Origin of the sequence: Sphingobium sp. IP1 (genome assembly GCF_002708645.1) — a bacterium.
Classification (GTDB): domain Bacteria; phylum Pseudomonadota; class Alphaproteobacteria; order Sphingomonadales; family Sphingomonadaceae; genus Sphingobium; species Sphingobium yanoikuyae.
In genome coordinates this window covers 70482-91607 of the sequence record NZ_NOIW01000003.1, presented here as the reverse complement: position 1 = coordinate 91607, position 21126 = coordinate 70482, and the positions used below count along the sequence as shown (strand labels likewise).

Annotated in this window: 14 protein-coding genes and 1 tRNA gene; 6 read left to right on the top strand and 9 right to left on the bottom strand. The window is 65.2% G+C overall.

Annotated features, from left to right (window positions below):
• The first annotated feature begins 248 nt into the window (after window positions 1-248).
• From CG471_RS01775 to CG471_RS01765, 3 genes are all read left to right on the top strand, one after another.
• Window positions 249-2786, top strand: a complete 2538-nt coding sequence (locus tag CG471_RS01775; RefSeq protein ID WP_099230160.1) for a TonB-dependent receptor — start codon at window positions 249-251, stop codon at window positions 2784-2786.
• A gap of 11 nt (window positions 2787-2797) precedes the next feature.
• A complete protein-coding gene (locus CG471_RS01770) occupies window positions 2798-4450 on the top strand; it encodes an alkaline phosphatase (protein ID WP_099230158.1) in 1653 nt (550 codons plus the stop codon).
• A 526-nt stretch (window positions 4451-4976) separates the two neighbouring features.
• Window positions 4977-5981: a cytochrome-c peroxidase gene (locus CG471_RS01765; protein ID WP_099230156.1), complete on the top strand. Its 1005-nt coding sequence runs from the start codon at window positions 4977-4979 to the stop codon at window positions 5979-5981.
• A 289-nt stretch (window positions 5982-6270) separates the two neighbouring features.
• Here the strand turns inward: CG471_RS01765 and ettA are convergent, their stop codons facing one another.
• A complete protein-coding gene (gene ettA, locus CG471_RS01760; protein WP_004212532.1) occupies window positions 6271-7956 on the bottom strand; it encodes an energy-dependent translational throttle protein EttA in 1686 nt (561 codons plus the stop codon).
• Window positions 7957-8058: 102 nt separating this feature from the next.
• Here ettA and CG471_RS01755 point away from each other — a divergent pair, with 102 nt between their 5' ends.
• The 3 genes from CG471_RS01755 to CG471_RS01745 all read left to right on the top strand — a co-directional run bounded on the left by CG471_RS01755 (window position 8059) and on the right by CG471_RS01745 (window position 10015).
• Complete coding sequence (locus CG471_RS01755) at window positions 8059-9432, top strand: M20/M25/M40 family metallo-hydrolase (RefSeq protein WP_099230154.1); 1374 nt, start codon at window positions 8059-8061, stop codon at window positions 9430-9432.
• A 158-nt stretch (window positions 9433-9590) separates the two neighbouring features.
• Complete coding sequence (locus tag CG471_RS01750; RefSeq protein WP_004212530.1) at window positions 9591-9803, top strand: hypothetical protein; 213 nt, start codon at window positions 9591-9593, stop codon at window positions 9801-9803.
• A 135-nt stretch (window positions 9804-9938) separates the two neighbouring features.
• A tRNA-Pro gene (locus CG471_RS01745) sits at window positions 9939-10015 on the top strand.
• A gap of 45 nt (window positions 10016-10060) precedes the next feature.
• Here CG471_RS01745 and cobA read toward each other — a convergent pair.
• The 8 genes from cobA to CG471_RS01705 all read right to left on the bottom strand — a co-directional run bounded on the left by cobA (window position 10061) and on the right by CG471_RS01705 (window position 21084).
• On the bottom strand, window positions 10061-10855 hold the full coding sequence (gene cobA / locus CG471_RS01740; RefSeq protein ID WP_099230152.1) for a uroporphyrinogen-III C-methyltransferase: 795 nt from the start codon (window positions 10853-10855) through the stop codon (window positions 10061-10063).
• The gene (locus CG471_RS01735) at window positions 10842-13451 is read right to left on the bottom strand and encodes a nitrate reductase (protein ID WP_099230150.1); all 2610 of its coding nucleotides are present in this window, start codon (window positions 13449-13451) and stop codon (window positions 10842-10844) included. Before CG471_RS01735 ends, cobA begins: the two co-directional genes overlap by 14 nt.
• Window positions 13451-13819 (bottom strand): nitrite reductase small subunit NirD, encoded by a 369-nt coding sequence (nirD, locus tag CG471_RS01730; RefSeq protein ID WP_099230148.1) that lies wholly within the window; start codon window positions 13817-13819, stop codon window positions 13451-13453. The genes CG471_RS01735 and nirD overlap by 1 nt, the downstream gene beginning before the upstream one ends.
• A complete protein-coding gene (gene nirB, locus CG471_RS01725) occupies window positions 13816-16329 on the bottom strand; it encodes a nitrite reductase large subunit NirB (protein ID WP_099230146.1) in 2514 nt (837 codons plus the stop codon). The genes nirD and nirB overlap by 4 nt, the downstream gene beginning before the upstream one ends.
• A gap of 211 nt (window positions 16330-16540) precedes the next feature.
• Entirely contained in the window at window positions 16541-17746 is a 1206-nt protein-coding gene (locus tag CG471_RS01720; RefSeq protein WP_099230144.1) for a hypothetical protein, read from the bottom strand.
• A gap of 81 nt (window positions 17747-17827) precedes the next feature.
• Entirely contained in the window at window positions 17828-19072 is a 1245-nt protein-coding gene (locus CG471_RS01715; protein ID WP_099230142.1) for a NarK/NasA family nitrate transporter, read from the bottom strand.
• A 219-nt stretch (window positions 19073-19291) separates the two neighbouring features.
• The gene (locus CG471_RS01710) at window positions 19292-20506 is read right to left on the bottom strand and encodes a CmpA/NrtA family ABC transporter substrate-binding protein (protein WP_099230140.1); all 1215 of its coding nucleotides are present in this window, start codon (window positions 20504-20506) and stop codon (window positions 19292-19294) included.
• Window positions 20503-21084: an ANTAR domain-containing response regulator gene (locus CG471_RS01705; protein WP_099230138.1), complete on the bottom strand. Its 582-nt coding sequence runs from the start codon at window positions 21082-21084 to the stop codon at window positions 20503-20505. Before CG471_RS01705 ends, CG471_RS01710 begins: the two co-directional genes overlap by 4 nt.
• Between the last annotated feature and the right edge of the window lie 42 nt (window positions 21085-21126).

The window sequence follows — 21126 nt, the reverse complement described above, 5'->3', positions numbered from 1 at the left end:
CGCCATCAGTGTAGATGTCTGGTGTGGCGGGACAAGAGGATTTGCAACGCCAATCGGCAAATGGCGGTGATTTCGACCGGCATGCGGGTCGCAGGCCTTGGCGTTCCTTCTTGGGGGACCGCCAGCACCTTCCATCTGGGCAGGTCGCTCCCCTGCCGCACTGCGGCGGCCGTCATATAAGCTGCGCATCACTGTCATGTGCGCTTCATACTCCCCTCCTACCCGGGCGCCGAAAGGGGAGAAATATCATGCACTTCCGTTCTCTAGCTCTCGCTGCCATCAGCCTGCCCGTTTTCGCTACGGCAACCGCCCATGCCGAAACGCCCGATGCCGCCCCAGCCGATTCGATCATCGTCACCGCGCAGCTGCGCGAACAGGATCCTATCGACGTGCCGATGGCGCTGAGCGTCGTCGGCAATGAACAGATGGACCGTATGGGCCTTTATGAGTTCGATGCGCTGTCGCGCTTCGTGCCCGGTTTCGACGTCCAGAACCAGTCGCCCAACAATCCCGGCTTCGTGATGCGCGGCATCACGTCGGACAGCGGCACCGCCAGCAACGAACCGCGCGTGTCGGTCTATCAGGATGGCGTTTCCATCTCCAAGTCGCGCGGCTCCTATGTCGAGCTGTTCGATATCGAGCGGGTCGAGATCGCCAAGGGGCCGCAATCGACCCTCTATGGTCGCGGTGCGCTGATCGGTGCGGTCAATATCATCCAGAACAAGGCCAAGCTGGACGATTATGAAGCCGCCGGCCGGGTGTCCTATGGCAATTACAACAGCTGGCTGACCGAGGGCATGGTCAATGCGCCGATCGGCGAAGGCATGGCGATCCGCCTGGCCGGCCGCATCCGCAAGCGCGACGGCTATACCGAAAATCTGCTGGGCGGCGCCGATTTCAACTCGGCCGACACCAAGGCGGTGCGCGGCAGCTTCCATGGCGAGAAGGGCGATTTGAGCTTCGACCTGATCGGCAATTATCAGAAGGACACGCCAAGCGGCACCGGTTTCAAGGCGATCGCCTATAATCCGACCGATCCTGCCACCAGTGCCGTGATCGGCGATCGCGGCCGCACCAGCGGCGCCGCACTGGCAGCGGCCGATGGCTTCGAGGGTGGCAAGGGGCTGGGCCTCGACCGTCAGGTCTGGGGCGTCACCGGCATCGCCAGGCTGAAGCTCAACGACCAGTTCAACCTCACGTCCACCACCGCCTTCCGCCGCTTCGACGCGCTGGAAATCTTCGACGCGGACGGCATTTCCCTGCCGATGCTGACCGCGGCGGAAGATGCGCGCGGCCGCCAGTTCAGTCAGGAATTCCGCCTGACCTATGAAAGCGGCCCGATCTCCGCCTTCCTGGGCGGCAGCTATTTCTGGGAAAATGGCACGCAGCGCGTCCCCACCCAGTTTGACGAGCGCGCCACCCTCGCCCGGCTGGCCGGCGCGCTGAACGGCGGCGGTGCCATCCCCGGCCGCGCCGCCACCGATCCGGTGCCGGCCGCCCTGCTCGCCAGCCCGGCCTTCACCGGCGCGCTGCTCCAGGGTGTCGCCAGCGCCTATGGCGTCGCGCTGTCGAGCGCGCAGGCCCAGGCGATCGCCGCCAACCTCAAGTCCAATCATCTCGAAAGCACCACCAATGGCGCGCGCACCCGCGCCTTTGACCTGTTCGGCGACGTGACCCTGCGCCTGTCCGACCAGTTCGAGCTTGGCGGCGGTCTGCGCTACACCCATGACGACAAGCGCAGCACCTATATGTCGTCGGTCGACAATGGCCGGTCGATCCTGGGCGGGCTGATCGGCGCGCTGGGCCAGCCGGCTGCGGTGCGCACGGCCCTGCTGCAGGCACTGGCCGTGCCCGGCGCGGCGAACATCCCTACCTCGGCCGCCTATCCGGTGCCGATGTTCGGCCTCGGCGCCCAGCCGACCGCCGGCAATGGCGGGGTCAACAGCGACACGCTCAGCAATGGCGGCTTTTCCTGGCGCCTGACCGCCCGCTACAAGCCGGGCACCGATACCAGCCTCTATGCGACCTATGCCCGTGGCCGTCGCCCGCAAGTGCTGGCCGCCAGCGCGCCGTCCGCGCCGATGGGCGCCACCCGCTTTTCCGTGCTGGACTCCGAAACGGTCGACAGTTTCGAACTGGGCGCCAAGACAGCGCTGATGAACCGCACCCTGTTCCTCGACGGCGCGGCCTTCTTCTACCAATATGATAATTTCCAGACCACGGTGCAGCAGGGCACGCAGTTCGTCCTGACCAATGCCGGCAAGGCGGAAAGCTATGGCTTTGAAGGCCAGTTGCGCTGGGTGCCGAGCGATGTGCTGACCCTGTTCGCAACCTATGCCTATAATCACAGCCGCTTCAAGACCGGCGTGCGCGACGGCAACCACTTCCGCCTGTCGCCCGACCATAGCGCGTCCTTGGGTGCGCAGGCGTCCCTGCCCGCCGGCCCCGGCCGCATCATCTTCACGCCCAGCGTAACCTGGCAGTCCAAGGCCTATTTCGACGATGACAATGACCGCCCGGACCTGCAGCAGCCGCCCGCCGCATTGGTCGCCGACAATATCCAGGACGAATGGCAGGGCAGCTATGCGCTGGTCAATGCGCGCCTGGGTTATGAGGCGCCCGGTGGCACCTGGCGGATCGAGGGCTTCATCGAGAACGCCTTCGACAAGAAATATATCATGGATGCGGGCAATACCGGCGACAGCCTGGGCATGCCGACCTTCATCGGCGGCGCGCCGCGCTTTTATGGCGTGTCGGCCGGCTTCCGCTTTGGCGGTGCGCAATGAGCGAGGATGGCATGACGCTTGACCGCCGCGCGGCGCTGGGCCTCATCGGCTCGGGCGCTGCCCTCCCCGGCATCGGCATGGCGGCGACACAAGCCGCCGCCAGCTTCGTCCATGGTGTGGCCAGCGGCGATCCGACCCAGCGCGGCGCGATCCTGTGGACCCGCGTCACCCCGGCCGACCCGGCGCAGCAGGCGGCGATCTCCCTGCGCTGGCATGTCGCCGAAAGCGCCGGCGGCAAGCCGGTCGAAAGCGGCACCGCGCAGGCTCGCCCCGCCCGCGACTTCACCGTCAAGGTCGAGCCGCGCAGCCTCAAGGCCGGCCATGACTATCATTACTGGTTCGAACTGGCGGACGGCACGCAATCACCCGTCGGTCGCTTTCGCACCCTGGCCAGGGGCGCCGCGGCCGATGCCGTGCTGGCGGTGGTCTCCTGCCAGCTCTACCCCGGCGGCTTCTTCACCGCCTATGACTCGATCGCCGCGCTCGACCGGATCGATGCGGTCGTGCATCTGGGCGACTATATCTATGAATATGGCGCCGACGGCTATGGCGCGGAGATCGGCCAGAAGATCGGGCGCGGGCTGGAACCCGCGCATGAGATCGTGACCTTGGCCGACTATCGCACCCGCCACGCCCATTACAAGGGCGACAGGAGCCTGCAGGCGGCCCATGCCCGTGCCGCCTTCATCTGCGTCTGGGACGATCATGAAACCGCCAATGACAGCTGGATCGGCGGCGCGGAAAATCACCAGCCCGCGACCGAGGGCAACTGGGCGAAGCGCAAGGCCGCCGCGATGCAGGCCTATTTCGAATGGATGCCGATCCGCGATCCGCAGGGCAATGATCCCTGGGAAGCGATCAACCGCCGGTTCGACTTTGGCGATCTCGCCACCCTGCTGATGGTCGAGACGCGCCTGCTCGCCCGCAGCGAACAGGCCGGCTTCAAGGGCGAGACGCCGGGCCGATCGGAAGTCGCGGCGGTGCTGGCCGAACGCAACCGGCCGGACCGCGAAATGCTGGGCGAGCCGCAGCGCGCCTGGCTGGAAAAGGAACTGGCCGCATCGGTCAAGGCCGGCACGCCCTGGCAGATATTGGGCAATCAGGTGGTGATGGCGCGGGTCAACGGCCCGGACCTTGCCAAGCTGTTCGGCGCGGAAAAGGCCGCGGCGATGGTTGCGACGCTGGAACCGTCGGTGCGGGCGCAGGTGGAACTGGCGCAAGCGGGCTATCGCGCCGGCCTGCCCTTCAACCTCGATGCCTGGGACGGCTATCCGGCCGCGCGCGAGCGGCTCTACCAGAGCATCCGCCGGGCCGGCGCCCATCCCTTGGTGCTGGCCGGTGACAGTCATGCCTTCTGGGCCAATCAACTGGCCGACGCACAGGGCAATGCCATCGGCGTGGAATTTGGCACGTCATCGATCAGCAGCCCGTCAATCGGCGACATGCTGCCGAAAATGCCGATCGGCGACCTGCTGCGACAGGCAAGCCCGGAGGTCGCCTTTTGCGACCAGCGCGCCAAGGGCTATATCCTGCTGACGCTGACGCGGGAACAGGCGACCGGCGACTATATCGCCATGTCGACCATCTATGCCCCCAAGGCAGAGGCGCGCACGCTCAAGCGCTTCTCGCTGCCAGCGGGCGCCACCCGGTTCGACGCGACCTGAAGGCGTCGGGGGCGGCGGATGCCCTGCCCGCAGCCCCCCGATGGCAATCCCACCCGATCGCAGCACGGCATTGAACGGATAGGCCAGGCCGTCGCACGAGCGGCAATGCAATTGGCGCCGTGCCGATCGGCGCTTGCCTTAGCGCCGCTTCCTCCCGCGCAAAACCAACCTCGACACCTTCGATCAGGCAAGCATTCTCGCTGCCGCTCACCAATATAGTCATGCACCAAGGAAATGCCTCGGCTTCAAAACGCCCGCCGAGACATTCTCTCAACGCCAATCACATGTTGCACATCGAACGTGATTTACATCCCAGCCTCCGCTGACATGATCCGATAGAGAAGCATTCGCCATCCCGCTCCTTTGTTCCCCTTCAGTCGGCGGAGAATATCCTACGTCGTTCGAAGCAATGACATTGCGGGTGGTCGCCATGCTCTATCTTGATCGAGTACGCTCGCCCCCCCCTTTACCCCAGCCTGCGGATCGGTCAGCCTTGGTTCGTCATGCGCGGCGAAGGGGACGGCGGATGCGAGTGGGTGGAGCGGCGATCATCGGGGCGGCGGCATTGCTGGCGACGGGATTGGGGGCTGCGCGTCCCGCCTGGCGCTGGCCTGCCCTGCCCTCTGGCGTTGCAGCGCCCGCCATCCCGTCCGACAATGGCATGAGCGCGGCCAAGGTCGCGCTTGGCCGCCGGCTCTTTTATGATCGTACGCTGTCGGCCGATGGCAGCATGGCGTGCGCCGATTGCCACCAGCAGGAGAAGGGCTTTGCCGATGGCCTGGCCACCCATCGGGGCGTGATGGGCGAGATGGGCGTGCGCAATGTGCCCGGCCTTGCCAATGTCGCCTGGCGCAGCGGCCTGACCTGGACCGAGGCCGGCCTGTCGACGCTGGAACAGCAGGCGATGGTGCCGATGACCGGTACCAAGCCGGTGGAGATGGGGCTGCCGCAGGATGATGTCGGGCTGGCCCGGCGGATCGGTGCCGACCCCTGCTATCGCCGGATGTTCGCGGCCGCCTTCCCCGACGCACCCAATGACCTGGATTTCGCAAGGGTGACCGCGGCGCTTGCGGCGTTCCAGCGCACGATGATCTCTTTCGGCAGCGCCCATGATCGAGGCGCATTGTCGCCACTGGCGCAGCGTGGGGCCAGGCAATTTGCCGCAGCGGGCTGCGGCAGCTGTCATTCCGGGCCGGACTTCACCGACAGCAAGACCCATTATGTCGGCACCGCTGCGCCGCAGGAGGTCGATGCGGCGGCCTATGGCGGCAAGCCCCTGCCGCCGGGCTTCGAGCCGCCGCCCGAACAGTTCCGCACGCCGTCGTTACGCAATGTCGCCGTCACTGGCCCATGGCTGCACGATGGCCAGTCGCCGACGATCGAATCAGCCATCCGCCGCCACGCCGCGCCGATGCTGGTCGATGTCGACATGCCCGCCCTGCTCGCCTTTCTCGACGCGCTGACAGACCATGATTTCCTGAACAATGCCGCGCTGGGCCGGCCGGCTGCGACCTGCCCGATTCCCGTATGAGCTGACCCCGCCTGAAACCACCCGTTCGACGGACAAAAAAAGGGCCAGCCCCGAAAGGCCGGCCTTGATAAGTTTTAGGAGAGGATGCCTGAAAGGCAGGTCCTATGTGCAGCGCAGCGCGTTCTTTCGCAATTGCGAAGGGCGGAACCGGCGTTGCAGATATTGCAACTTCATTACCGCCCGGACGATGAGACGGCAAAACGCCCGGCGTCCCTGAGGGACGCCGGGCGTTTCAAGTCATTGTTCTGACGCTATTTTGCGAGATGCCGTTTCCAGCCTCTCGATCCGGTCAGCGCGTCAGCTTCTTATAGGCAAGGCGCGTCGGACGATCGGCGGCATCGCCCAGGCGACGACGCTTGTCTTCCTCATAGGCTTCGAAATTGCCCTCGAACCATTCGACATGGCTGTCGCCTTCGAAGGCGAGGATGTGGGTCGCCAGACGGTCGAGGAAGAAGCGGTCATGGCTGATGACCACGGCGCAACCGGCGAAATTCTCGATCGCCTCTTCCAGTGCCGCCAGCGTTTCGACGTCAAGGTCGTTGGTCGGTTCGTCGAGCAGCAGCACGTTGCCGCCGCGCTTCAGCATCTTGGCGATGTGGACGCGGTTGCGCTCACCACCCGACAGCTTGCCGACATTCTTCTGCTGGTCCTGGCCCTTGAAGTTGAAGGCGCCGACATAGGCACGCGTCGACATGTCATGCCCGTTGACCTTGACGTAGTCGAGGCCGTCCGAAACTTCTTCCCAGACATTCTTCGACGCGTCGAGATGGTCGCGGCTCTGGTCGACATAGCCCAGACGCACGGTCGAGCCGATGTCGATCTCGCCCGAATCGGGGGTTTCCTGACCGGTGATCAGACGGAACAGGGTCGACTTGCCCGCGCCGTTCGGGCCGATGACGCCGACGATGCCGCCGGGCGGCAGCATGAAGGACAGATCCTCGAACAGCAGCTTGTCGCCATAGGCCTTGGAAATGCCCTTGGCCTCGATCACCTTGCCGCCCAGACGCTCGGGCACCTGAATGACGATCTGCGCCTTGCCGGGCGCGCGATTTTCCTGGGATGCAACCAGCTGCTCGAACTTGGCGATACGCGCCTTGGACTTGGTCTGACGGCCCTTGGGCCCCTGACGGATCCATTCCAGCTCGTCATTGATCGCCTTCTGGCGGCCGGTCGCCTCGCGGTCTTCCTGCTCCAGACGCTTGGCCTTCTTCTCCAGATAGGTGGAGTAGTTGCCTTCATAGGGGAAATATTTCCCGCGATCGAGCTCCAGGATCCAGCCGACGACATTGTCGAGGAAGTAGCGGTCGTGGGTGATCATCAGCACCGACCCGGCATATTCCTTGAGGTGATTTTCCAGCCAGGTGACGCTTTCGGCGTCAAGATGGTTGGTCGGTTCGTCGAGCAGCAGGATGTCCGGCTTCTGGATCAGCAGGCGGGTGAGCGCGATGCGACGCTTTTCACCGCCCGACAGGCTTTCCACCGACCAGTCCGACGGCGGACAGCGCAGCGCTTCCATCGCGATTTCGAGCTGGTTGTCGAGCGTCCAGCCATCGGCCGCGTCGATCTGCTCCTGCAGCGTGCCCATTTCCTCCATCAGCGCGTCGAAATCGACGTCTTCCGGCGGATCGGCCATGATCATGCTGATCTCGTTGAAGCGATCCAGCTTGTCCGCCATCTCGCGGGCGCCGTCCTTGACATTCTCCAGCACATTCTTGGTCGGGTCGAGCTGGGGCTCCTGCGGCAGATAGCCGACGGTGACATTCTCGCCCGGCCAGGCTTCGCCGCTGATGTCGGTGTCGATGCCGGCCATGATCTTGATCAGGGTCGATTTGCCCGCGCCGTTCGGGCCGACGATGCCGATCTTGGACCCGCGATAGAATTGCAGATTGATGTTGTTCAACACCGGCTTGGGCGCGCCGGGGAAGGTCTTTGTCATGTTCTTCATGACATAGGCATATTGCGATGAGGCGGACATGGGTTCGCGCAGCTCCAAAGGGTATGGACAGGAAAATTTGCGCCGAATTAGCGAAGGCGGAAGCCATTGGCAAATGGGGTATGTCTGAGTAAGCCTTCAGCCATGCAGAAAATCCGATCGGGCCCGCTCGCCGCCCTGCTCCTTGGCAGCATCTTCACCCCCGCTCTGGCGCAGGCCGCTCCGGCCAGTGACGCGGCGATTCGCGAAGCCGCCCTGAAGGATGATGTCGCCTGGGACATTACCGAAGGGCTGACGACCGAAGTCGGCCCGCGCCCGGCCGCCACGCCGCTGGAAGCGCGCGGGCGCGAATGGGCCGCCACCAAGCTCAAGGCATTGGGCTTCGCCAACGTCCGCATCGAACCTTATAAGATGCCGCTGTGGGAACGCGTCCATGACGAAGCGGCGATCATCGCCCCCTTCCCGCAAAAGCTGGTCGTCGCGGCGCTGGGCAACAGCGGATCGACCCCGGCTCAGGGGATCGAGGGCGAAATCGCCTATTTTCCGACCATCGCCGACCTGCAGGCCGCGCCGGACAGCGCGGTGAAGGGCAAGATCGTGTTCGTCAGCCATGACATGGTCGCCGCCCAGGACGGGTCGGGCTATGGCTATTATGGTGCTGCCCGCCGCCAGGGCCCCAGCATCGCCGCCAGGAAGGGCGCGATCGCGATCCTGGTGAAGTCGATCGGCACCGATCATCACCGCATCGCCCATACCGGCGTGCAGATGTGGGCCGATGGCGTGACGCCGATCCCGGCCGTGGCCGTCAGCATACCCGATGCCGAACAGATGGCGCGCGTGGTCTCGCGCGGCCAGCCGGTCCGCGTCCACCTGACCGCCGTATCGAAGACCGCCAAGGACCAGCCGTCGGGCAATGTCATCGGCGAAATCCCCGGCAGCGATCCCAAGGCCGGCGTCATTGTTGCCGCCTGTCACCTCGACAGTTGGGACCAGGGCACCGGGGCGATCGACGACGCTTCGGGCTGCGGCATCGTGGCCGCTGCCGCGTTGCAGGTCGCCAAGGCCGGCGCGCCGCGTCGCACGATCCGCATACTCTTCGCCGGCGCCGAGGAAGTGGGCGGTAATGGCGGCCGCGCTTATCATGCCGCCCATGGCAAGGAGCCGCATGCGCTGGTGCTGGAATCGGACTTTGGCGCCGACAAGGTGTGGAAGGTCGACTTCACCCTGCCCGCGGGCCATGAAGCGCTTTCAGCCCGGATCGCACAGGGGCTGGCGCCGCTGGGCATCGTGCCGAGCCGTGACAAGGCGCATGGCGGGTCGGACATCGAACCGCTGGTGGACGCGGGCATCCCGGTGATCGACCTGCAGCAGGATGGCACGCGCTATTTCGACATTCACCACACGCCCGACGACACGCTGGACAAGATCGATCCGGCGCAGCTGCGCCAGAATGTCGCCGCCTGGGCGGTCACGCTCAACATTGCTGCGAATGCGACAGAAACATTGGGCATTAACTGAACTTTTATAGTAGAGAACGCCCCGTCGCGTGATTCTGCCGCTTCACCGACGTCAGAAAAGCATTGATTTGTGCAGCGCACACGTTAATGCGGGTCGCTCGCGTAGGGTCACATTTGTAACGTGCCAGACGCGGCATAATGCTATGGGAGCCGTACACAATGAAGAAGATCGCTGTTGTTTTCGCTTCGGCCAGCCTGATGGCCCTCGCCGCTTGCGGTGAGAAGCCGGCCAACGAAACCGCGAACGCTTCGAACGCCGTCGTCGAGAACGTTGTCGAAAACGCCGCCAACGCTGCTGACAACGCCGCCAACGCCGCCAACGAAGCTGCTAACGCCGCTAACGTTGCTGAGAACGTTGCGAACGCGCACTAATCTCTGCCACGGCGAGATTTCGAAGGGCGGGCCTATATGGTCCGCCCTTTTTGTTTGTCCGCGCAATATATGTGATCCGACATGATTTTCGGGCATTGACGCCGGCGGCGATCGACCGCTAAGGCGCGCGTGCATCGGGGAGTAGCGCAGTCTGGTAGCGCGCCTGCTTTGGGAGCAGGATGTCGCAGGTTCGAATCCTGTCTCCCCGACCATTTTCCAATATTATCAGTTAGATATACGGCGTCGCTGTTATTGCTTCAGCGCGATGCCATCGATCGGCGGACATCGTCCGTTGCGCCAGCCATGGCCATGTCGGCCTGAGCCACCGCCTCGCCGATCAGGATCAGGGTCGGACGATCATCGGCAAAAGCCTGCTTCACCAGCGGCAGGAGATCAAGGCGCGTACGCAACTGCTGTTCCTGCGGCAGCGACGCATCGCAGGTGATGAGCGCCGGGGTCGCGCCCGGCAAGCCCGCAGCGATCAGCGCGCGACTGAGTTCCGGAGCGGCCTCGCGTCCCATATAGACGGCCAGGGTGCAGGCCGGATCGGCCAGAGCATCCCAATCCAGATCCAGCGCCTGCCCCCGGCGGCTGTGCGCCGTCACGAACTGGACCCGGCGCGCAATCCCGCGCAGCGACAGGGAAATACCCGCCGACGCTGCGACGGCGCTGGCCGCCGTGATGCCGGGGCAGATCCGAACGCGAACGCCGACCGCGCGCAGCGCCGTCATTTCCTCGGTCGAACGGGCGAACATCGCCGGGTCGCCGCCCTTCAGCCGGACCACCCGCTTGCCCGCCAGCGCCGCCTCCACCAGCATTTCGTCGATCGTCTGCTGGTCCTTCGAATGGCGGCCCGACCGCTTGCCGACGCTGACCCGTTCGGCATGATCGGGAATGAGGTCCAATATGCCCGGCCCCACCAGCGCGTCGTAGAAGATGATGTCCGCTGCGCGGATCAGCCTTTCGGCCTTGCGGGTCAGCAGGTCGGGATCGCCCGGCCCGGCACCGACCAGCCAGACGTCGCCCGGCGCGATGAGGTCATTCGGCTGCATGCAATGTCTCCTGCGAGGTCTGGGCCAGGATATTGGCGATGGCGGGGCGGCAGGAGCCGCAATTGGTGCCGGCGCCCAGCGCCTTGCCGATGGCAGGCACGTCGACCAGTTTCTGGTCGCGGATCGCCGCGACGATCTGGTTGAGGCCGATATCGAAACAGACGCAGATGGTGGCCCCCTTGTCCGGCTGGCTGCCCGGCCCGCGCGCCGCCAGAACGGTTGCGCCGACATCGTCAACCGCCAGCTGGCCGATCAGCCAGTCGCGCGAGGGCAACAGGCCGGTGCGGGTGACGAACAGCACGCCCGCCAGCCGGCCATCCTGGATGATCGCGACCCGTCGGCTGCCGCGCACATGATCGATCGCCTCGACCCGCTCGCCCCTGGGCAGGCAGGCTTCCAGCAGGGCGGCATCGCCATTGCCGGCCAGTTCATAGAGCGCGCCGCCCGGCACCGAGACCCGCGTTGCCCAGAGGCAGGGCAATTTCACCGACTCTTGCCCGCGCAGGATCAGGAAGCCCTGCCATTGGGTCGAGACCTTCTCGATCGCCGCCGGGGTCGACTTGAAACCGGGCTGGCCCGAATGCGGATCGACCAGCGGGCGCGGGAGCAGGCCGGTGCGCCCGCCGCTTGATATCTGGTCGGTCCAGTGGATCGGGGTGAAGATTTCGCCCGGCCGCTGGCCGTCACTGATGCTGACGCGGAAGAGGCTGTTGCCCTGCGCGGTCGACACCCGCGCCAGATCGCGATCGGCCAGGCCCAGCGCATCGGCATCCTGCGGATGGATCTCGACCAGCGGCTCCTCGCGATGGCGCGCCAGCTTGGGCGCCAGCCCCGTGCGGGTCATCGTGTGCCATTGATCGCGATAGCGGCCGGTGTTGAGCGTCAGCGGCCAGTCGCGCAGCGGCCCCTGCAAATCCATCTGCCTGGTCAGCACCAGCCGCGCCTTGCCGTCCGAGGTCGGAAAATGTCCGTCGGCAAAGGGCGCCCCGCCCCAACGGAAACTGTCCATCGCGTCATAGGCGTCGTTGCCGATCGCCGCCTGCGCCCGCAGGTTGAGCAGCCGCTGCCCCGCATTCTGATAAGCGGTCAGACGCGCATGTTCGCGCCAGATGTCAGCCGGCCGATCATAGGCGAAGGCGTTTTTCCAGCCCATGCGGCGGGCGACCTGGGTGATGATCCACCAGTCGGGCCGGGCCTCGCCGGGCAATGCCATGAACGGGCGCTGGCGGCTGATGGTGCGGTCCGAATTGGTGACCGTGCCGTCCTTTTCGCCCCAGCCGGCGGCCGGCAGGCGGACATGGGCATGGGCGCTGCTGTCGGTGTCGGCGATGATGTCCGACACGACGAGGAAGGGGATCGCCTCCAGCGCGTCGCGCACCCGGCCGGCATCGGGCAACGAGACGGCGGGATTGGTCGCCATGATCCAGAGGGCCTTGATCCGCCCCTCATTGATCGCGCGAAACAGGTCGACGGCCTTCAGTCCCGGCTTGGTCGCCATCTGGGGCGCGGCCCAGAAGCGGCCGACGCAGGCGACATTTTCCGGCGCGAAGTCCATATGCGCGGCGAGCGTCGAGGCGAGGCCACCGACTTCACGCCCGCCCATGGCGTTGGGCTGGCCGGTGATGGAGAAGGGCGCCGCGCCCGGCTTGCCAATGCGGCCGGTGGCGAGGTGGACATTGATGATCGCATTGACCTGATCGGTGCCGCGGATCGACTGGTTGATGCCCTGGCTGAACAGGGTGACGGTGCGCGGGGTCGCCGCGAACAGTTCGAAGAACTGCTTCAACTGCGCCGGTTCGATGTCGCAGGTCGCGGCCGTCGTCCACAGGTCATGGCCGGTGCGGACATGCGCCCAGAAATCGTCCGGCGCGGCCACATGATCGGCCAGATAGGCCGGGTCGGTGCCCCCTGCGGCGTCGCACCAGGCCAGCAGCCCGTTCATCAGGGCGACGTCGGTGCCCGGCTTCAACGCCAGATGCAGGTCGGCGCCCTCACAGGTTTCGGTGCGGCGCGGGTCGATCACGACCAGCTTCGTGCCGCGCGCGGCGCGGGCGGCCTGGATGCGCTGATAGACGATCGGGTGACACCAGGCGGTGTTGGAGCCGACGAGGAGGATGAGGTCGGCCTGCTCCAGATCATCATAGCTGGCCGGCACGACATCCTCGCCAAAGGCGCGGTTGTGGCCGGCGACCGCGCTCGACATGCACAGGCGGCTGTTGGTGTCGATGTTCGCCGACCCGATGAAGCCCTTCATCAGCTTGTTGGCGACATAATAATCCTCGGTCAGCAACTGGCCCGAGACATAGAAGGCCACGCTGTCCGGGCCATGACGCTCGATCGTCTCGCGAAATTTCTTCGCGACCAGATCCAGCGCCTTGTCCCAACTGGCGCGGCGCTTGCCGATCATCGGGTGGAGCAGGCGGCCGGTCAGCGCCACCGTCTCGCCCAGATGGGTGCCCTTGGAACAGAGGCGCCCGCCATTGGCCGGATGCGCCTCGTCCCCCTTGATGATGACCGAGCGCGGCCCGGTCGGCGTGGCGGCAATGCCGCAGCCGACGCCGCAATAGGCGCAGGTGGTGCGGATCGCCTGTGCCATCAGGCCGCCTTTGCCGCTGCAGGCTCGGGAATGACCGCCTCGCGCAGCAGGAAGATGCGGCCCGCCTCGACCTTGAGCGGAATGGTGGGGACGCAGCCTTCATCGCTGCCCAGTGCCTTGCCGGTCTTGAGCGAGATGTTCCAATTGTGCAGCGGACAGGCGACGACCGATCCATGGACGATGCCCTGGCTCAGCGGTCCCTGCTTGTGCGGGCACTTGTTGACCAGCGCGTAGAACTGGTTGTCCTGCGTGTGGAAGATGGCGATTTCCTCGCCGCCGCGCACCGGCAGGGTGCGGGCGTTGCCCGGCGAGATCTGATCGACGGGGCCGATATCCAGCCAGGTGCCGACTTGGGTGTTCGGGATCATGCGAGCGTCTCCATGGGGCGGACTTCGGCCAGATGCTGGTGCAGTTCGGCGTCCTCGCCGGCGGCGCGGCGCGCCCAGGGATCGTCCTGCATGAACTGCTGCGAGAAGAGGAAGCGGGCGCGCAGCGCCTCGCGGCCGACATCATCCGCGACGATGCGGCTTTTCACATAATCGACGCCGACGCGCTCGATCCAGGGCGCGGTGCGCTCCAGATAGCGGGCTTCCTCGCGGTAGAGCTGGATGAAGGCGGCGCAATAATCCATCGCCTCCTGCTCGGTCGCGACCTTGCAGAGCAGGTCGGTGGCCCGGACATGAATGCCGCCATTGCCGCCGACATGCAGTTCATAGCCGCTGTCGACGCAGACCACGCCGAAATCCTTGATCGTCGCCTCCGCGCAGTTGCGCGGGCAGCCGGAGGCCGCGATCTTGAACTTGTGGGGCATCCACGACCCCCAGGTCATATGCTCGATCTTGACGCCAAGGCCGGTGGAATCCTGCGTGCCGAAGCGGCACCATTCCGACCCCACGCAGGTCTTCACCGTGCGCAGCGACTTGCCATAGGCATGGCCCGACACCATGCCAGCGGCATTGAGATCGGCCCAGACGGCGGGCAGGTCTTCCTTCCTGATGCCGAAAATATCCAGCCGCTGGCCGCCGGTCACCTTGACCATCGGGGCGTTATATTTTTCGACCACATCGGCGATCGCGCGCAGTTCCCTGGGGTTGGTAAGGCCACCCCACATGCGCGGCACGACCGAATAGGTGCCATCCTTCTGGATATTGGCGTGCATCCGTTCGTTGACGAACCGGCTGCGCTGGTCGTCCTGATAGTCGCCGGGCAGCGCGCAGAGCAGATAATAGTTGAGCGCGGGGCGGCAGGAGGAGCAGCCCTCCGGCGTCGACCAATTCAATTTCTGCATGACTTCCGGAATCGAGCGCATGTCCTGCGCCACGATTTCGCGACGGACATCATCATGGGTGAAGCTGGTGCATTTGCACATCGTCTTCGGCCCCGACTGGACATCGTCGCCCAGCATCAGCGCGAGCAGGGTTTCGACCAGGCCGGTGCAGCTACCGCAGCTGGCCGACGCCTTGCAGGTGGCGCGGACCGTATCCAGGCTGTGCGCGCCCTTGGCGATGCAGGACACGACCTGGCCCTTGCTGACGCCGTTGCAGCCGCAAATCTCGGCTTCGTCCGAGAGCGCCGCAACGGCCGCCTTAGGGTCCAGCGCGCCCCCTCCCGAGGCGAAGGCCTGGCCGAAGATCAGCATGTCGCGCAAGTCGGCGACATTCTCCTCGCGCTTGAGGAGATCGAAATACCAGCCGCCATCGACGGTATCGCCATAGAGGACCGCGCCGATCAGCTTGTCGTCCTTGACGATGACCCGCTTGTAGACGCCGCGCGAGGCGTCGCGCAGGACGATATCCTCACACCCCTCGCCGCCGGAAAAGTCACCGGCGGAGAAGACGTCCAGCCCGGCCACCTTGAGCTTGGTCGAGGTGACCGAGCCCTTGTAGCCACTATGCTGGTCGGTCAGGCCATCGGCGAGACTGCGACACATGTCCCACAGCGGCGCCACCAGACCATAGACATTGCCGTCATGTTCGACGCATTCGCCGACCGCCAGCACATCGGGATCGCTGGTGACCATATGATCGTCGACCTGGATGCCGCGATTGACGGCCAGACCTGCGTCACGCGCGAGCGCGGTCGCGGGACGGATGCCGACCGCCATCACCACCAGACTGGCCGGGATCTCGCGACCGTCCTTCAGCCGCACACCCTCAACCTTGCCGTCGCCATAAATGGCTTCGGTATTGGCGCCGGTCAGGATGGTCTGGCCGCGTCCTTCGAGCGCGGTCTTGAGCAGCCAGCCGGCCGCCTCGTCCAGCTGCCGCTCCATCAGCGTGTCCATCAGGTGGATGACGGTCACCTTCATGCCGCGCAGGGTCAGGCCATGGGCGGCTTCCAGGCCGAGCAGGCCGCCGCCGATCACCACCGCGCTGCCGCCATCCGCAGCAGCGGCGAGCATGGTGTCGACATCCTTCATGTCACGGAAGCTGATGACGCCGGGCAGATCCTTGCCGGGCACCGGGATGATGAACGGATCGGAGCCGGTCGCGATCAGCAGCTTGTCATAGCCGATGGTGCGGCCCGACTGGCTGGAAACGGTCTTCGTGGCGCGATCGATGGCCTTTACCGGATCGCCGGCGATCAGTTCGATGCCATTGTCGGCATACCAGGCGGCGTCGTTGATGACGATCTGCTCGAACGTCTTTTCGCCCGCCAGCACCGGCGAAAGCATGATCCGGTTATAGTTCACATAGGGTTCGGCGCCGAAGATGGTGACGCGATAGCGCCCTGCATCGCGGGCCAGCAATTCCTCGACCGCGCGGCAGCCGGCCATGCCGTTGCCGATGACGACCAGATGCTCCCGTGCTTGCCCGACGGGCGGCAGGACAGTGTCCTCATCCTGCGTGACCGGGTCGATCCCGTCCTGAAAGTCCATCCCCGTTACTCCAGAAAAGAAAAAAGCCGCCATCCAGACCCTCGGGGATTGAAACCCGAGAGTCTGGATGGCGGCTTTGCCATCATCTAGTGCCTTGCCGATCCTACCCTGAACCGTCGCAGCGATGTGAAGCGGGACATCCTTGTCCCTTGCAGTGCAGCATATGGGGAATCGCCCGAACGCTCAAGCGATTCCTCTCATGGCTTTTCAATCAGATGCTCCAGTCGGCCTGAAGCCATAATTTGTCGGTATCAGTCGCCATCGCCCGCGCATCATAATGGGCATAGCGCACCGACAGGGCAGTCCTGCGCAGCTTCGCAGATGCGATCAGATCCCACTCATTGCCATAATGCTGGTCGAGCCGGTCGCTCTCGAACCGGTGCCAGATCGCGGCCAGTGCGACGCCCGACAGCGGCCCCACCTGCTTCCAGCCATAGCCGGTGCCGACATAGAGGTCGCGCATGCCGTTGGCGGGCGTAGTCAGGAACTTGTCGGCCCAGCCCTGGAACTTGAAGTTGGTGCCAAGCGGCGTCTGGAAACTGGTGAGCGCCGTGCCATGGCTGGCGCCCAGCACCTCATAGCCGGCATTGAGCTTCCAGCCATCCAGGTCGAGCGTGGCGTCGGCCAGCCAGTAATCGGCGGCATAGTCGTTGGGATTGCGATGATAGTCCGACTGGCGGGCATAGCTGAGCTGATAGGCGATATTGGCAGACTTGGAGGGCGGCTGGCTGCCCGCCAGGCGCACGCCATAGGTCTGGCTCGACAGGCGATAGGCCTGCACCGCCGCCTCATCCTGATCGACCAGATAGGCAAAGCCGCTGAGCGTGCCCAGCGGCGTGGCATAGGAGAGATTGGCGAGAATATTGCCGCCGCTCACCGCCTGCTGACGCGCGCCCTTGCCCTGAAAGCCCCAGATGGTCCGCACGCTCCACGCATAGGAGACGTCCAGTTTCAGTCCCTTGGCCGGGGTCAGTTCGGCACGCACCGCATCGAAGGTCTGGCCATTGTCGCGAAAGGCGACATTGCCGACGAAGCGCTCATCATCCAGCACGATCTTCTGCCGCCCGCCGGTCACGGTCAGTGACTTGGTCCGATATTGCAGCTGGGCGATATAGAGGGCGACATTCTGCGGATCGGCCACCAGCGGCTTGATCGCTGCATTGTCGAAGCCGTCGAAATAGCGGTCGATCACCGCCAATGTCCCCTGCCCCACCAACGTCGCCGACAGCGCGCCGCCGCTGGCCGTCAGGCCGGCGCGGGCCCGGACGGTGAGCGCATCGGCCTGCTGCGCCAGGCCATGCTGGTCGACATGTTCGTAGCGCAGCCGCGCCTCGGCGACGGGTTTCAGGTCGATCTGCTGGGCGCAAGCAGGCCCGGCGACGGCCAGCGCGACCGTCGTTGCGAGAAGATATTTCATGGATGATCGTCCCCCCTCGGACGGAAAGAGCGTGGCTCGGGGCGGCAGTCCTCAAAGGAGACCGCCGCCCTCCCCTCCAACTCAGATGCGGGCGCCGCTGGTCCAGTTGGTGCGCCACTTCGCCTTGACCAGCGCCACGCCCAGCAAAGCCAGCACTGCAAGACCGGCGAAGATCAGGAAGCCGGGTGCGAAGCTGCCGGTCAGTTGCTTGGCCAGGCCGAGCGAACTGGCGAGGTAGAAGCCACCAATGCCGCCCGCCATGCCGACAAGGCCGGTCATCACGCCGATTTCCGCCTGGAAACGCTGCGGCACCAGTTGGAAGACCGAGCCATTGCCGGTGCCCAGCGCCAGCATGGCAAGGACGAACAGGGCCAGCGCACTGGCCAATGTCGTCGCCTGCGACACCCCGGCGAGCGCCAGCGCCGCGACGACATAGACGATCATCAACGCCTTCACGCCGCCGATCCGATCCGCCAGCGCGCCGCCCATCGGCCGCACCAGCGACCCGGCGAAGACGCAGGCTGCGGTGCAATAGCCCGCGATGATCGGGGTCAGCCCGAACTGGTCGGTGAAGTAGATGGGCAGCGATGCCGCCAGTCCGACGAAGCCACCAAAGGTCACGGCATAGAAGGCCATCAGCCACCAGGCATCGGCGGACTTGAGCGGCTCGAAATAATCGACCAGTCGCTTGGCTGGCGGCGCATTGGGCGCGTCCTTGGCCATGATCATATAGGCGACGAAGACGATCGACAGCGGGATGCAGGCAAGACCGAGCACCGCATTCCAGCCAAATGCCTTGGCCAGCATCGGCGCGAACAGCGAGGCCAGCACTGTGCCCGAATTGCCCATGCCGGCAAGGCCCATCGCCTTGCCCTGATGCTCGGGCGGATACCAGCGGCTGGCGAGCGGCAGCGCGATCGCGAAGCTGGCGCCGGCAAAGCCCAGGATCACGCCCAGAACTAATGTACCGCCAAAACTGTTGACGCCCATCAGCCAGGCCAGGAACAGGCCGGCGATGACGATGATCTGGCTGATCGCGCCCGACCGCTTCGGGCCGATGCGATCGACCAGCAGGCCGTTGACGACGCGAAGCAGCGCGCCGGCGAGCGTCGGTGTCGCCACCATCAGCCCCTTTTCCGCGGGCGTCAGCGCCAGCGTCTTGGCGATCATCGGCGCCAGCGGCCCCAGCAAGACCCAGACCATGAAGGCCAGGTCGAAATAGAGAAAGGCGGCAATCAGGGTCGGCGCGTGGCCGGCCTTCCAGAAGCTTGTCGTGGCGGGGTCCGATGCGGCCTCCCCTTCGCGGTCCCAATAAGCAGTAGCCATGATGCGTCCCCCAACCAATGGAATTGGAAACGAAAAAAGCCGCAGGCCGGACGCGCGCACTCATGGCGTGGTCCGGTCAGCGGCTTTGCTGCGAAAAATGGATGGAATGGCGATCCCACCCTTGGGACGGCGCATTCGTCTGGACGCGCCTCGTCGCGCGATCCTTTATCTTATCCCGTAGAATGCGTTATGTTGCAAGGCACAAATTCGCCCTTCATTTCAACGGAGGGGCGCAGAATCCCGCAGGAAATCCTCAATCCGTTCGGGGTCGAAGATTCGCCCGTCGAAAAAGCGATCCGGGCCAAGCGTCAGGTCGCCGCGATGGGCACCGACCGGCATCGGGGTCGTGAGCGCCCCTTCCAGTTTCATACTAGCCCCCGGCATCGGCAGGCCGCTATCGGCCAGCGCCCGGCGGAAAATATCCGGCCGGAAGACGGCGGCGGCCCGCGCCGCTGTTTCCGCATCATGGGCAACCATGCCCCAGCGCACCAGCTGCGAATAGATCCACAGCGCCTGGCTGCGCCAGGGGAAGGCGGTCGCTTCGCGCGCGAACAGCATGAAATCGGGATTGGCGATCGGCGCGTCGCCGAGGCGCGCCACGATCCGCCCCGACAGCGCACGCAGGATCAGGTCGGCGGGCTGGTCGACATAGCGCGGGTCGGACAGGAGATCGGCGAGTGCCTCATGATGCGCCGGATCGTCGCACCAGGCGGCCGACCGGGCGAGCGCGCGCAAGAGGCGATTGACCGTTTCCGGGTTCGCCTCCAGCCAGTCCTGACGAAAGGTCAGAACCTTCTCCACCCCGCGCTGCCAGATGCGTTCGCCGATCGCAACGGTTTCGGCCAGCCCGGCCTCGATCGCCGCGCTGCCCCAGGGTTCGCCGGCGATGAAGCCGTCAATTTCGCCCGCCCGCATCGCCTCGACCGTCAGCGAGGGCGGCAGCACGCGCAGCACGACATCCCGATCGGGATCGATGCCCGCGCTCGCCAGCCAATAGCGCAACATGATCGCATGGCTGGAAAAGCGGTGGACGACGCCGATCACCGGCTTGCGCCGCCACAGGCCGATCGCGGCGGCAAAATCATGGGCAGTGCCCAGCGGATCGGCGAGCCGCCGGCCGATGTCCGGTTCCAGCGCCCTGGCGAAGTCCGGTGCCATCACCAGCATATTACCGTTGACGTTGAGCTTGTAAGGCGCGGCCAGTGCGGCGGGCTGCTGGCTGAGGCCCAGCGTGACCGCAACGGCCAGCGGCGCCAACATCTGCGCGCCCTGCACCTGGCCATAGACCAGCCGGTCGCGCAGCGTCGCCCAGCTGGTGGTGCGTACCAGATCGAGCGCGATCCCTTCTTCCTCGGCAAAACCCCGTTCGCGGGCGACCGCCAGCACGGCCACATCCGTCAGCGGCAGAAAGGCTATCCGCAGCAATTCGCTCATATGCCCCCTCCCAACAGGTCGCTGGCGGTAATCAGCGCCTGCGCCACATCCACGATCTTCTTGCCCTGGTTCATCGCGCTCGACCGCAGCAGCGCATAGGCATCCTGCTCGGACAGGCTGCGCTGGTTCATCAGGATCGATTTCGCCCGGTCGATGATCTTGCGGTCGGCCAGCGCGGTGCGCGCCTCGTCCAGTTCCGACTGCATGCGGGCAAAGGCATTGAAACGTCGCACCGCCAATTCCAGCACCGGCTTCGCCCGCTCCTTGCGCAGGCCATCGACGACATAGGCCGACACGCCGGCATCGATCGCCGCGCCGATCATCGCATCATCGGATTGATCGACGAACATCGCGATCGGCCGGGCAAGCGCGCGGCTGACCGTCAGCATCTCCTCCAGCGTGTCGCGACTGGGGCTGCCCAGATCCATCAGCACCACATCGGGCGCCATCCGCTCCAGCCGGGCAACGAAGGCACCGCGGGGCGGGACGATATGAATATCGTCATAGCCCGCCTCACGCAGCCCTTCTTCCAGGACCGTCGCTCTCAATCCGCTGTCGTCGATGATGACAATTCGCATGGCGCCCCTTTGGATACGCCCATAGCAGCAGTCCGACGGCTC